This is a genomic window from Paenibacillus radicibacter (genome assembly GCF_024721995.1).
GTDB lineage: Bacteria > Bacillota > Bacilli > Paenibacillales > NBRC-103111 > Paenibacillus_AM > Paenibacillus_AM radicibacter.
The window spans coordinates 640533-655249 of the sequence record NZ_JANQBC010000001.1; the positions used below are offsets into that span (position 1 = coordinate 640533).

The following is a 14717-nucleotide window of genomic DNA, read 5'->3' on the forward strand; positions in this document are numbered from 1 at the left end:
GATAAGTTCCCACCTTTCTTATTCCTCGTACTCGGTAAAATCTACATTATCGATAATCCAACGCTTACGCGGGTCTACTTTGTCACCCATAAGTGTCGATACACGGCGCTCCGCTTTAGCTGCGTCTTCAATCTGAACTTGAAGCAGTGTCCGTAACTCAGGATCCATTGTCGTCTCCCACAATTGGTCTGGATTCATCTCACCTAGTCCCTTGTACCGCTGTAATTCAAGACCTTTACCCATTTCCTTGGTTAAAGTATTAAGCTGTTCATCCGTCCATGCATAGTGACTAACTGTTTTCTTGCCTGTTTTCTTCGTCACTTTATAGAGCGGCGGCTGTGCAATATACACTTTGCCCGAATCGATCAAAGGCTTCATGTAACGATAGAAGAACGTCAGAAGCAATACCTGAATGTGAGCACCATCTGTATCCGCATCCGTCATAATAATAATCTTATTATAATTGCTTTCTTCGGCATCAAATTCAGAACCTACGCCTGCACCAATAGCCGCGATAATCGCTTTATATTCGTCATTCTTCAGAATATCCAGCAGTTTCGCTTTCTCTGGGTTCATTGGCTTACCCTTAAGCGGTAGAATCGCCTGATGCTTCGAATCACGACCTTGCTTCGCAGAACCACCGGCGGAGTCCCCTTCGACAATGAACAATTCATTCTTCGTATAATCCTTCGATTGAGCAGGTGTGAGTTTTCCATTTAGATTGGAACTCTCACTTTTCCCCTTCTTCCCGCTACGAATTTCTTCGCGGGCTTTACGCGCAGCTTCGCGGGCTTTAGAAGCTTGTACCGCTTTCTTAAGCATCATCTGCGCAACTTGCGGATTCTCCTCAAGGAATACGGACATTTTCTCGGAAACAACAGCATCAACCGCACTTCTTGCAGAAGCTGAACCAAGCTGATCTTTCGTCTGACCGACGAATTCAACTTCACCCATTTTAATATTAATAACAGCCATCATGCCTTCACGAAGGTCAGAGCCGTCTAAGTTCTTATCTTTTTCTTTCAAAATTGCTGCTTTTCGCGCATATTCATTCATCACGCGAGTATAAGCTGTCTTAAAACCTGTCTCATGTGTACCGCCGCCGCGTGTTGGAATGGCGTTTACGAATGAAGCAATCGTCTCTGTATACCCATCGTTGTACTGCATTGCCACTTCAATCTCAATCTCATCACGTTCACCAGAGAAATGAATCACATCATGCAGCACAGTCTTTTCTTCATTCAGATAGGCTACGAATTCACTCGCACCACCTGCATAAAGAAACGTTTCATGCTTGTCAGAACGCTCGTCTTTAATCGTCACTTCTAAGCCTGAGTTCAAGAATGCGATCTCTTGCAGACGCTCTGCAAGGGTGTCATAGCTAAATGTAGTACCGCCTGTAAACACGCGCTTATCCGGTTTGAAGGATACTTTCGTACCTGTACGTCTAGTATTTCCAATAACTTCAAGACCTGTTGCCGGTTCACCAACGTGCTCTATACCTTTGTCATCAACCCAGTATTCAAATCGCTGCCTATGAATTTTACCATCACGGTAAATTTCAACTTCAAGCCATTCAGATAGTGCGTTCGTTACCGATGCCCCTACCCCGTGAAGACCACCGGACTTCTTATAGCCTCCGCCGCCAAACTTACCACCAGCGTGAAGGATCGTATACACGACTTGAGGTGTTGGAATCCCCGTCTTATGCATCCCAGTTGGAATCCCACGACCATAATCATCACATGTAATGGAACCATCTTTATGGAGTGTTACGATAATTTTGTTACAATACTTTGCTAAATGCTCGTCTACTGCGTTATCTACGATTTCCCACACCAAATGGTGTAAACCGGATGAACTCGTCGATCCAATGTACATTCCGGGACGCTTACGTACGGCTGTTAGCCCTTCTAAAATCTGAATATCATCTGCGTCATATCCAGTCGGAGTTCCTCCGCTGGAAGTTCTCATCTCTAGCTTATCGGCCATAGGCCCTCCTTACAACAATCCATTAATTTAATATATCTTTACGTGTAAATACAGTAAAGGAAACGATCAATGCACCAAGTGCCCAAACAGACAAGACGATAAGTGAAAAACCAAGATCCATACCTTTTATCGGCGGAAGCGTCCCACTTAAATAGTCTGTTAACCGCAAGTTGACCATAAATAAGTATTTGGCAGATTCCCAAGAGGAAACCATGTTCGTTAGGATCGTTCCAGATATTAATACGGCAAGCATGATGCCCATTCCTGCTGCTGTGGAACGAACAAGCACAGAAAACATTAATGACATAATCGCAACCGTAATCCCGACGAACCAGACTAGACTGAGTTCCATAATGATGTAGAGCCACTGATCAATTGCTCGTACATAGGATAAATCCACATCTGTCCCAATCGGTCGGAAGCCGATAAATATCGGTGCATCCCATCCTCCGTAACCAAATATGAGTCCGGATATCGCATACGAGAGTACGCCAAGCGACAGTACTATGAGCGATACGAACAACATTAAGGTAATTAGTTTGCTCAATAGGATTTTCCATCGGGATACAGGTCTTGTCAATAGTAATTTAATTGTCCCACTCCCATGTTCCGATGATACGATATCTGCTGCAACTATCATGATAATGAGTGGAATGAATAGCGAAATTGCGTTTTTAGCAAATTCTCGAGTAAACGTAACACCATTTGGTGAAGATGGGTCTACATCTTTTTCCAAATAATATTCGTACTGTTTAATTTGAACTTTATAGAACTGCTTCCATTCCTCTGCAACTCGCTGTGAGCCAAGTGCTCTTGTCCAATCTTTAATTTTCTCACGAGCTTCTACTTGCCACTGCGTCGTACCGAATTGCTTTTGATTATTTTGCGCGACTCGCATCTGCGCGTATGTAAACATCGGAATCAAGACTAGCATAATTAATAGGCAAATGTAAAAGCGGCGCTTTTTAATCATCTTAATAACTTCATTCTTCACAAGAGCAACCATATTATTCAATCGATCCCCCTTCTGTCACACTTAAGAATAAGTCTTCTAGTGTAGGATTTCGAGTTTCAATTGCAAATACTTGTACACCTGCTTGAATGAACTTGGCATTTAAACCTGCCACATCTTCTGTATTCATCGCAGTTACAAGTTCTTGTGGATCAACTGGACTCACGAAATGACTCTCGGACTGCGCATTTGTAGATTGAAACACCTGTATCGATTCATCCTGCTCAATAATTGCAATGGCTTGGTCTATAGGAGCAACCTTCCAGATCACGCGAGAACCTGCAGCAGCGATTAGATCCTCTACTTTCCCCACTTGCATCACTTCACCATGAGAAATAATCGCAACACGATCACACATCTGTTGAATTTCACTCAGTAAATGAGAGGAGACAAACAGAGAAAGACCACCTTCAGCTAACTTGCGGATAAAATGACGCATTTCTTTAATGCCTTGCGGATCAAGACCATTCGTCGGTTCATCCAATATTAATAGCTTCGGACGTCCAAGCAGCGCTTGTGCAATGCCTAATCGTTGGCGCATACCTAATGAGTAGGTTTTGACTTTATCATGAATTCGAGCATCCATACCAACCGTGTTGACGACCTCTTGAATTCGATCTTCCCCAACGTCGTCTAACATACGTGCAAAGTGCTCTAAGTTCTCCCACCCTGTTAAATAAGGGTACATTTCTGGATTCTCAACGATACACCCCACATGAGCGAGCGCTTCATTGTGATGCTTCTCCACGTCATATCCACACATTTCCACACGACCAGATGTCGGTTTAATCAAGCCAACGAGCATTCGAATAGTCGTCGTCTTACCCGATCCATTCGGTCCAAGAAAACCAAATATTTCGCCGCCATAAACTTCAAAAGAAATGCCCTTAATGATTTCTTTGTTCCCGATACGCTTCTTCACATTTTGAACAGACATGACAACCGATTCACTTCGCACCAAGGTAGACGCCTCCTATCCTAACCAATTGCTTATTTTAATACTTGTGCATAACGATCTGCAATTCGTTCATACCCATCGCCGTTTGGATGAAAATGATCCAGGCTCAAGAAGCGAACACCATCGCGCTCAAATAAATCGTATGTAGGGACAAATATCATCTGTGGATATTTATTCATGATGTTAAATGCTTCAAGGTTAAATGCTTGAACAATTGGTCCACCTTCTCGTGCAGAGTCCATATCAATGAACGGGTGATAAAGTCCAAGATACATTACCGTAGCCTTTGGATTAACTTGATTGATCTGTTCTACGATTTGCGAAAGTTTCGTTAAAGCTGGCTTTACGCGTTCCTTAGCGGCCTCAGGATTAAATTCAACTTCAGTACCGAACATACCCGCTCCACCTGCAAAAATATCATTACCGCCAATACTGATTAGAATCATATCTGCTTCACTAATTGCATCGCGTGTTTTCTTCTGACTGACATCGGCTAGTAACTTGTCCGTCACATAACCAGGGATCGATAAATTGTTGCGAACATACACCTGCTTACCGGTATCCGCTTGCAACTTCTCTTTGAGCCTAACGACATATCCTTTGCCCGTTGAATCTCCTGAACCCGCTGTTAAGGAATCCCCTAATGCGAGTATCGAAATCTTGTCCGATGAGCCGATCTCATGCTTTACAGGCGATTGCTTAGATGGAGTCGCTTCACTGGATACGGCTGTTGGATATAAAATTTGTTTAACTGCATAAGCAAATCCTCCTACAAAGAAGAGGGTTGCGCTAACGGAAATAATGGCAACGACATTCCAAATCGTACGAGAAGATTTCATCAAATTCCCCCAGTATTGTCGAAAATCAACTGTTTTTAGAGTAAAGCTTCTGGGATGAATTTGCAAATTCCAAACAAATGTTCCTATCGTATTGTAGCAGATGGGAGGTGTGGGTAGCAATCCCCTTGCGTTCGTTCAAAAAGTTGGGACACTGCAGAGTAAAGAACACTTCCGGTCGCTGTCTCAATCGTGAAATTTTTGAATTGGTTTTATAGTATTTTCACGATTTCAAAGGCGAACGCTACGCTCCTCCAGTGCTCTTTTCTCTTTCGTTTCAATTTTTAAACTTACTTTTCATACAAAAAACCGCCAATCGATCGATTCGATCCAATTGGCGGAGTTAGCAAACATGAAGATAAACCTAACCCTAATGATAAACCTATAAATATTTATATTGTGATTCAATGAGGCCGTGGTAAGTGCCTTTGATATGCATGAGCTCAACATGACTGCCTTGTTCGACGATCTCGCCATGGTCAAGCACGACGATGCGGTCGGCATGGCGGATCGTAGATAGGCGGTGAGCGACGATGAAGGATGTGCGTCCTTGAAGCAAGGTTTTAAGTGCCGTCTGAATCTTCACTTCGGTCTCTGTATCAATACTTGCAGTCGCTTCATCGAGAATGAGAATACGCGGGTCGGCAAGTAGTGCACGTGCGAACGACAGAAGTTGACGTTGACCCATGGAGAGCATGCTGCCCCGCTCTTCGACTTCGGTATCATAGCCATTCGGCAATTTCATAATGAAATCATGAGCATCTACGGCTTTGGCAGCTGCGATAATTTCCTCATCTGTTGAACCTGGCTTTCCGAAGTCAATATTGTCTCGAATGGATCCTGCAAAAATAAACGTATCCTGCATCACGATTCCTACCTGCGAGCGCAAACTCGTAATGGACACTTGGCTAATATCAGTGCCATCAATCCATACACGACCCGCTGTAGGATCATAAAACCTGCAAATCATGTTAATAATCGTACTTTTACCTGAACCAGTATGTCCAACAAGCGCTATCGACTGACCCGCTTCTACATCAAGGGAAATTCCTTTTAACGCTGGACGATTTTTTTCGTAAGCAAAAACAAGATCTTCCAATTTCACGCGACCGACGATTGGAGGCAAATCTTTAGCCTGCTCGCTCTCAGCAACCGTTGGCTTCTCATCGATAAATTCAAAGATACGCTCGGCTGAAGCCATTGCCTGTAGCAATTGGGTATACATTTGACCTAGACGGTTAATCGGATCCCAGAAGAAGGCGATATAAGTCGAGAATGCAACGAGTGTACCTACTGATATTTCTTTAACTTCAATGAGTGATGCACCATACAAGAACAAGATCCCATATCCAAGTGCACCTGTAATCTCAACTAGTGGCCCCATCACTTGGTTCACCGTTGTTGCTTTGTACCATACACGACGATTCTCTTTGTTAATTCCTTCAAAGAACTTCATGTTCTCTTGCTCTTGCGAATAAGCCTGTGTAACGCGAACGCCTTGAATACATTCATTCAAGTGGGAATTGAGTCTCGCCTGTTTAATTTGCACGAGTTGCCAAGAACGACGAATCATTCGTCTAAGCTTAGTTGAAATCAAGAACATGAGTGGAACAGTGACAATGATGGCAAGCCCTAACTTAAAGTTAATAACGAGCAAGATCACAATAATCCCAATGAGCTGTACACAATCGATCATCAAGTTCACGACACCGTTCGTGAATAAGTCTTGCAAGGAATTCACATAGTTGGTTACACGAATGAGAATCGACCCTGCTGGACGTTGATCATAGAAACGGAAGGACAAACTTTGAATATGCGAGAATACATGCTTGCGCAAATCATAAATAATATTTTGTCCGATCATATTCGTAAATTTAATACGAAACATATTCGCAACCCATTGCACGATATATACAACGAGGAGTAATCCTACCATCACGAAGAGCAGATCACTATTATTCTTTGCTAAAGAATGGTCGATCGTATATGAAATAATTAATGGATAAGTTAATTTCGTAATTGCACCAATGAACATCATGATCAGAATAATCGGCAGCATTTGCTTCGCATAGGGCTTCATATAGGAGAACAGTCTGCGAACCTGCTTCCAGTCAAATTTCTGTTCAATCACTTCATCATCTGTATATACAAACCGACCTGTTTGATGCAAATCAGCTTGATCGCCACCTAATCGGAGCTTAGCTTGTTTACTCACTCTGGATTCCTCCTTATGAGCTCCGTTTCAGCGGAACTAGCACTCATGCTTACACGTACTTCTTCCATCTGCTCTCCATCCATCGCAGCAGCGACTTCAAGTTCACTTACTTGTGGACGATCACCATATTGAATGTTATAGGTTGTTAGATAAGGACCTTCTTGCTGAATTAATTGTTCGTGTGTACCACGCTGCACAATTCGCCCTTCTTCTAAGACGATAATTTCATCAGCACGCTTAAGTGACGAGATCCGATGCGCAATAATGAATGTCGTACGCCCTTCCATTACCTCTTGGAAGCCTGCTTGAATCTCATGCTCCGTCTCCATATCAACCGCGCTTGTAGCATCATCCAGAATGAGAATTCGAGGGTCAGTTAGAAGTGCACGAGCAATGGCAATTCGCTGCTTCTGTCCACCAGATAAACCAAGCCCCCGCTCCCCGACAATCGTGTCATAACCAAGCGGTAATTCCATAATGAAATCATGCGCTTTCGCAAGCTTAGCTGCTCGCTCAATATCATCTTGTGTCACATCTTTACGACCGTATGCAATGTTATTACGAATCGTCGACGAGAATAAGAATGTCTCTTGAAACACCGTTGCAATGCCTGCACGTAAGTTTTCAATTTTAACTTTGCGGATGTCATGCCCATCGAGTGTAATCTGACCATTCTTCACGTTGTAAGCCCGCATAAGCAGCGACACAATCGACGTCTTACCTGATCCTGTTCCACCTAATATACCGATGACAGAACCTGCTGGTGCGTCAATTGTAATGTCGTGAAGTGCTGGTTCCTTCTCTCCATATGCGAACGTAACATTTTCAAAGCGAACATGTCCTTTGTAATCAGATTTATGTATCGATATGGCTTGTGGCTCATCTTTAACATGAACGTATTGATTGAGCAGTTCGAGTACTTTCTCTGCCGAAGCTTTACAGTTCGTGTAATTGTTAATTAGAAACCCTAACTGCCAGAGCGGTCCGATAATAAACCAAATTAAACTGAAAAATGCGACAAAATCACCCAATGTAATATCATTTTGAATTACACGGTAACCACCGTAGCCTAATAAAATAACAACACTCAAGTTTGAGATTAATTCCATGAACGGGAAATATTTCGCCCAAATTTGAGACGTTTTTAAGTTCGATGCCCGATAATTTTCATTACGCTCTAGGAACTTATCGATCTGGTGAGGCTCTCTAGCAAACGATTTGACCGTTCGAACACCTGTAATGTTCTCCTGTACGGTCGTCGTAAGTCCCGAGAATGCTTGTCGTACCGCACGAAACGCTGGTGCAGCTTTAGTTTCAAATCGAAAGGCTGCAAGTACGAGAAAAGGCATAAGAACCATCGTCGCAAGAGTCAATTTCCAATCAATGGAGAACATCATCCCTGCACCGAACAAAAGCATGAGGACAATATTGAATAACTGAGCCATGCCGTAGGACAAGAATAAACGAATCGCCTCAACATCGGAAGTTAATCGTGCCATTAAATCTCCCGTACGCGCACCATCATAGTAAGGAAAAGATAAGTATTGGAGTTTCTGATACAACGCCGCACGTAAATTAAATACCATGCTAACCCCAAACCTTGCACCTGAGAATACGTGCAAAAATGAAAAAATAGCTTTCACGACCATTACACTTACAAGCATCAGTGTCAATTGAGGTACGAGTGCATAATTTCCAGGTGAAATCGCATCATCAATTAATCGACGCAGCATGCTTGGGTAGATCAATCCGAGCCCTGTTGTCACAATAAGCGTCAGCAAAGAAAAAATCGACCATCCTTTGACTGGCCAATAATAAGGCTTCAGCTGTTTAAACGCTTCCATTTGTCATCCCCCTGTCTCTCTGCTATGTTTGAGTGACATCTTAACATCATCTTTACACAGCGGGCAAAGAGCCTAAGGGACCGTAACAAGGCAGGTAACGTGTTATCTTTGCAAAATAGTCACAAAAAAGCCACTATTCAGCTAAATGTTGCCTTTTCCCTCTAATGAAAGCCCTTTCACTCCCAAACGAACAAAACCTGACCAAAAAAGCAGTCAGGCGTTCGTTTATAATTATTTTTTACCCTATAATCCTCATTACAGCAATCGGAATACTTCCTCTCGCTTCTTATATAAATCGTCCAAATCCACTTTAAGCTCAAGTGCGGATACAGACCCTTCGATATGATCTGCAATCGCGTCTAGTTGACGACTCTTCATCGCTGAAAGTACATCTGACAAGTGATTATTATAAAGCTGCTTAAACTTGTCACTTTGCGCATTCATTACAGCTGTTAAACCATCTAAAATAGGAGTTTCAAGCGCAACTTTTAGTTTATCGCGACCTTCACCTTCAAAGAAGTATTTGGCATTCTTAAAGAAGCCTTGCAGCATCTTGACATCAACCCCTGCAACTTCAAGTTGAATGGCAATTTGAGGAGTGGTGTACGTTTGGTTCGGATAGGCTTCATATTCAAACCCTTCGATCAAGTTAGATGCTGAAGTCCCCCAAGCTGCATATTGCTTCCCACCAAGTTCATTAACCTTCTTCTCTATGCGCAGTGTTGTTGCTAGAACCTCTTGTTCCAGTTGGAACGCTATCATCCGTTTAAAGTCATTCCAGGCCGCTTGGAGCATGTCTTTCTGCGAGTGTGTCTGATCACGGAACACCGATGGATTAAAGGCTTGCGCAAACAATTCTCCATATCGATAAGTCGTACGCTGCTTCACATAGAACAACAAATCTTCAATCTCTTGTGAGAGATCCCGACTGTATCCCGTTTCATCACACACTTGTAGCAGTTCATTCGCCTTCAGATTAGAAGCTCGAAGCTGCTCAATTCGCGTTAGACGCGTGTTTTCGCCTTCTTTGGCACCAGATATCCAACGATCCATCGTGTGTAGGCCACGCTTAAGTTCCGCTTCTGCTGAACTTACTGCAAGCTGTGTCAACTCACGGAATGTGAAGGAAGCAAAGTCTTTTTCAAAACTTGTAATACCTGAAGCTGCAACTAAATTCGGATCTTGATTCAGCTTACCTTCAGCTGCCCATTGACTTGAAATCGGATAAATTCGTGGGAAACGAATGCCATGAGATAGTAAATTCGTCTCCACATGTCGAATAACGCCATCAAGTTCATCTTCTGATGAAGCGAGATCGGCCGCATTGACGATAAAGAACATTTTATCCAGTTGAAAAGCATCTTTCACCCGTCCAAGTTGAAGCAAGAACTCCTTATCCGCATGTGAAAATGCGTGGTTATAGTACGTGACAAACAGAATCGCATCCGCATTCTTAATATAATTAAATGCTACGCCAGTATGTCTCGCATTAATGGAATCCGCTCCAGGAGTGTCTACAATGACAACACCTTGATCGGTTAGTGGATTGGCATAGAACAATTCAATGCCATCAACGAAACAAGATTTCGCTTCTTCCGCGACATAGGCCGCGAACTGCTCTTGATTCACGACTAGCTCTTGTCCAAGATGATCCTTCGCATCCACCCATCCCCGCTGTACAGCTGTTAGGAAGGAATAATGCGGCTTGCCTTTGGCTGTTGCTTTATCCGGAGTTAACGTCGCAATCGCTTGTAAAGCACTGTTCATCTCCTGAGCTTGAAGCCCTAGTACTTGTAGCGAGTACAAGACATCACTTTCTAAAGCGTCCAAACTTTTCATTTTCACTCTGGCGGTGCCGTGTGCCCAACCTTCTTGCGGCGGCAAAATTCGATTGATTGCAGCCGTTGTTGGATTGGGAGATACAGGAAGAACACGTTCCCCAATGAGAGCATTGGCAAATGATGATTTACCAGCTGAGAATGCACCAAATAACGCAACAGTAAACGTACGATCCAATATCCTCGAAGCTTTGTCAGACAAGGAACGCGCAATCGAGCGAAGCGCTGGCACTTCTTCCATGATCTGAGCTGCTTGATGGAACTGCTTCGCACGCGTCTCTGCCTCGTTCGTAAGTTCTGTGCCAAATGCAGCAGACGGCGTTATTATGGAGCCTACTGTCTGGCTTTCATTAGACTGTAAAGTACCCGATTGCGCTGAGCCTTCTCCACCTTGTTCCTCACGGAACGTATGCGCGGCACGCAAAATCACATCCATAGAAGCTTGCTTCAAACCAAGTGTTGGTCCTTGATCGGATACATCTGGCACATAACGCTTCATATCCGGCAGAGTAGGAACTGTCACTCGCTCTTCATTTACGATGTGTTGTAACTTCACACTAGCTTGTTGTTCACTTTGTTCCAGAGAAGATAACTCATGATACGCCATAAGAGACTCATCAAGCTCAGCAATTTGAGCTGTAAGTTCGGGTTCACGGCTAGATGCCGCATGCTCCATCTCATTAGCCATACGCTCTGCCAGATCACTTCCTAGACGGCGATATTGACTCTTCACTTCACTTGCAACGTCTTTCATGTAATTCAGTGTATATTCACCTGTGAAAACAGCTCCTGTCTTCACTTGGTCAGCGAGCCATGATGTTGTAATATCCACGTGAAGCGCTGTAGCCTCACTTAGAAGCGTTTGCTGCTCAATACCAGACGTTTCATACGCCTCCCGAAGCATCGTCTGTATATGGCGCTCCAGTTGCGTCGTCACGCCTGCCTTAAACTCCGCATGCAGCTTATCCAGCCGACGCTGGATCTCTGCCTCGGTTTGAGCGGCACGTGCGAAGAAGCCTGCCTTAAAGCCGGACTTACGGCTTTGCAGGTACTCATGCGCGGTGTCCCGTGTCACCGCGGGAATAATGTTGGCATTGTCAATAATGCCAACAAGGTCCTTGCGCAGCGCGGCGAGCACGCGCTGTGGCTCCTCCTTCGCGGCTGCAGCGCCGCGAAGAAGCTCCTCCCGGCGCGCGATGAGCTGCGCGCCGTCGTCCCCCAAGGCCTCGCGCAGCTCGGCCTTGCGGGGGGCGTGGACCTGCGCCTGCCAGTCGTCATGCTCCACCAGGAGCTGACGGGCTGCTTGGTCCACGCTATACGCGCGCAATTCGCCTGCGCGCGCGATTAACTCGGCCAGCAAGTAGCGCAGCTGGCCCCACTCATTATGTCGATGGTCACGGACCTTCATCGACACATAGAGCACGCCGCTCGGCTCGATACCCCACGAGCGGAAGGACGCAATAACCCCTTCCTTGTAAGACTCGAAGGAGAGTTCCGCATCGCGATGCTTGTCAATCATATTTACGATGAGATAGAGCGGCTTGCCGCGCTCTGCCATCTTTTTGGCAAAAGCTAAATTCATTTCCGATAGGACGTGATTATAGTCCATCACATAGAACACAACATCGGCCAAATACAAAGCAGACTCCGTCGCCATCTGATGGGCATCATCTGTCGAGTCAATTCCCGGCGTATCCAGAAGTGCAGTATGTTCACCTAACATCGGCAATGGATATGTAATTTCAACACGCTGTACCGCTTTGCCATCAATACAGTACTGCTCCAACTCTTCGAGTGGCACTTCTTTACTTGATAACACTTCACCACTATCGGCTTGCTGATAGACGCTCGCAATCGCAGGGCCATTAGCAATAGACACAATATTGGCACTAGTTGGAATAGGTGAAGACGGCAACAATACGTGTCCGCATAAGCTGTTAATAATTGTAGACTTCCCTGCTGAGAAGTGACCACAGAACGCGATATATGAACGCTGCTTACGCCATTTTTCAAGTAACCCTATAAATTTTATCTGCTGCTGTGTATCACCTTTCAATTCCATCTGTTTAATCAGCTTTTCTAACTTAACGGACATTGGATCTATATTGGCAGGATTGATTTCCCGACTCTGTAGTTCTAGCTCGGTCTGTGACATTTCCATTCTCCCCACTTCTACATTGTTAGACAGACTACGAATTTCAGTGTAAACGCCGCTACTGCAACTGGCAATACCTAAAACAGCCTCACTTTCTAAAATTGAGTTAATTTTGTTATACTAAATGTTGCATGTCTCTATTTCGAGTTTCAATCAGGAGGTTATTCGTGAAATCAACTACCCGTAATAAACCCTTACTTGCCTTAAGTATCGGACTAGCTATCTGCTTTGCAATCGTTACTTACTTCGTGATGTCCATGCAAATTACTGGTTTCGATGAAGCCGTTACTTCAACCGTATGGTCATTTCGATCAGAAGGTGTAACTCCACTGATGAAAGTACTATCTTTCATTGGCAACCCGACAACTGTCGTCGTCATAGCTGCCCTAACAGCTATATTCTTATTTTTTGTGTTAAAACATCGAGCAGAGATGATCTTGTTCTTTGCCGTAATGATCTTTGTTCCACTCACGAATACGATACTCAAAAGAATTTTCACCCGAGCACGTCCTGATGTTGATCGATTGCTCGAAGCATCCGGTCACAGTTTTCCTAGTGGACATTCGATGATTGCGGTTGCCTTCTTTGGCGTTATCACCTTCTTGCTATGGCGCCATATCTCAAGCTTCATAGGCCGTATCGTGTTAATTATTTTCAGTACCCTCATGATTCTTGGGATCGGTATCTCTCGCATTTATGTGGGCGTACATTACCCAAGCGATGTGCTTGGCGGCTTTCTTATTAGCAGTAGCATTCTATTCATATGCATCTGGTTTTGGAGACGCAATAAACACAATCGATCTTATTAAACACAAAAAAGACTTGCGAAAACATTTCGCAAGTCTTTTTTGTGATCTCTTATGTGTTAGACAGTTACAGCATCTGCTTGAGGAAGAATAATCTCAAACACGTTGCCATGCTGCAAAATCGTTGCATTACTTTCTTTATGTTTCATAACGACACACTCAAGCTTTGCACGCATGCGCTCGATGTAGTTGTCTGGAACTTCGCCAGCTTCAGAAACGACGATACCATCAATTTCAACTTCCTCATTATCAGCAAGTTTTGTTGCAAGCACCTGTTCAAAAATATCCGAAAAAGCTTCGAAGTCTGCTGTATACACAGAAATGCACTTCATACCATCCCATCCTTTACTTCTATATCTATTGTTTTGTAGTGTTTCTAACGCGAGTTGTTTTCATTCGTTTCTTTCCATCTGCACACACATCCAGCAGTGGACACACTGCGCATTGCGGATTCTGTGCTTTACAATGATAACGTCCGAAGAAAATTAAACGATGATGCGTTATCGTCCATTCATCACACGGCACCTTGCGCATCAGTTTTTTTTCCACTTCAAGAACGGAATCATCTGCGGCAGCAAGCCCCAGGCGCTTAGATACACGATCTACATGTGTATCAACAGCGATCGCAGGAACACCGAAAGCATTCGACATGACCACATTCGCAGTTTTACGACCAACACCGGGCAATTCCACTAGTTTCTCATACTCACCAGGGACTTGTCCATCGTATTTTTCCAGTAACAGGTGACACAATTTCTGGATATTGCTCGATTTGTTACGGAATAAACCGATCCGCCTTATATCTTGTTGCAACTCCTCAAGGGAAACCGCGATATAATCTTCTGGGCACTTATACTTTTGAAATAAATCTTTGGTTACTTTGTTAACCGTTTCATCCGTACACTGTGCGGAAAGCAGAACTGCAATCGTCAATTCAAATGGATTCGAATGGATCAACTCGCAATGGGCATCGGGATACATCTCAGCGATCGTGTCCAAGACATGTCTGACTTTCGTTTTGCTCATCGAAACGTTCCCCCAGTTTGAATAACAATCCACTT

10 protein-coding genes are annotated in these 14717 nt (G+C 44.0%); 1 reads left to right on the forward strand and 9 read right to left on the reverse strand.

The annotated features are described in order from the left end of the window. Positions 1-18 precede the first annotated feature (18 nt). The 7 genes from parE to NV379_RS03375 form a co-directional block, all read right to left on the reverse strand. Positions 19-1992, reverse strand: coding sequence for a DNA topoisomerase IV subunit B (parE, locus tag NV379_RS03345; RefSeq protein ID WP_258205846.1), 1974 nt, complete (start codon positions 1990-1992; stop codon positions 19-21). Between the two features lie 22 nt (positions 1993-2014). Beyond that, complete coding sequence (locus tag NV379_RS03350; protein ID WP_258205847.1) at positions 2015-3007, reverse strand: ABC transporter permease; 993 nt, start codon at positions 3005-3007, stop codon at positions 2015-2017. Further along, positions 3000-3941 (reverse strand): ABC transporter ATP-binding protein, encoded by a 942-nt coding sequence (locus NV379_RS03355; protein WP_258206203.1) that lies wholly within the window; start codon positions 3939-3941, stop codon positions 3000-3002. The genes NV379_RS03350 and NV379_RS03355 overlap by 8 nt, the downstream gene beginning before the upstream one ends. Before the next feature lie 53 nt (positions 3942-3994). Continuing rightward, complete coding sequence (locus NV379_RS03360) at positions 3995-4801, reverse strand: GDSL-type esterase/lipase family protein (RefSeq protein WP_258205848.1); 807 nt, start codon at positions 4799-4801, stop codon at positions 3995-3997. Positions 4802-5180: 379 nt separating this feature from the next. Continuing rightward, positions 5181-7013, reverse strand: coding sequence for an ABC transporter ATP-binding protein (locus tag NV379_RS03365; RefSeq protein WP_258205849.1), 1833 nt, complete (start codon positions 7011-7013; stop codon positions 5181-5183). Then, a complete protein-coding gene (locus tag NV379_RS03370; RefSeq protein WP_258205850.1) occupies positions 7010-8857 on the reverse strand; it encodes an ABC transporter ATP-binding protein in 1848 nt (615 codons plus the stop codon). Before NV379_RS03370 ends, NV379_RS03365 begins: the two co-directional genes overlap by 4 nt. Positions 8858-9112: 255 nt before the next feature. Further along, entirely contained in the window at positions 9113-12850 is a 3738-nt protein-coding gene (locus tag NV379_RS03375) for a dynamin family protein (protein WP_258205851.1), read from the reverse strand. 167 nt (positions 12851-13017) lie between these two features. On the opposite strand from NV379_RS03375, the gene NV379_RS03380 reads away from it, so the two are divergent. Continuing rightward, entirely contained in the window at positions 13018-13659 is a 642-nt protein-coding gene (locus tag NV379_RS03380; protein ID WP_258205852.1) for a phosphatase PAP2 family protein, read from the forward strand. Between the two features lie 56 nt (positions 13660-13715). Here the strand turns inward: NV379_RS03380 and NV379_RS03385 are convergent, their stop codons facing one another. Next, positions 13716-13988, reverse strand: a complete 273-nt coding sequence (locus NV379_RS03385; RefSeq protein ID WP_258205853.1) for an NAD/NADP transhydrogenase alpha subunit — start codon at positions 13986-13988, stop codon at positions 13716-13718. A gap of 25 nt (positions 13989-14013) precedes the next feature. Further along, positions 14014-14682, reverse strand: coding sequence for an endonuclease III (gene nth / locus NV379_RS03390; protein WP_258205854.1), 669 nt, complete (start codon positions 14680-14682; stop codon positions 14014-14016). Positions 14683-14717: the final 35 nt, after the last annotated feature.

Excerpts from the sequence above, each read along its gene's own strand:
- parE (WP_258205846.1), bottom strand. The coding sequence starts at position 1,992 with ATGGCCGATAAGCTAGAGATGAGAACTTCCAGCGGAGGAACTCCGACT.
- NV379_RS03360 (WP_258205848.1), bottom strand. The coding sequence starts at position 4,801 with ATGAAATCTTCTCGTACGATTTGGAATGTCGTTGCCATTATTTCCGTT.
- NV379_RS03370 (WP_258205850.1), bottom strand. The coding sequence starts at position 8,857 with ATGGAAGCGTTTAAACAGCTGAAGCCTTATTATTGGCCAGTCAAAGGA.
- nth (WP_258205854.1), bottom strand. The coding sequence starts at position 14,682 with ATGAGCAAAACGAAAGTCAGACATGTCTTGGACACGATCGCTGAGATG.
- NV379_RS03375 (WP_258205851.1), bottom strand. The coding sequence starts at position 12,850 with ATGTCACAGACCGAGCTAGAACTACAGAGTCGGGAAATCAATCCTGCC.
- NV379_RS03355 (WP_258206203.1), bottom strand. The coding sequence starts at position 3,941 with ATGTCTGTTCAAAATGTGAAGAAGCGTATCGGGAACAAAGAAATCATT.
- NV379_RS03385 (WP_258205853.1), bottom strand. The coding sequence starts at position 13,988 with ATGAAGTGCATTTCTGTGTATACAGCAGACTTCGAAGCTTTTTCGGAT.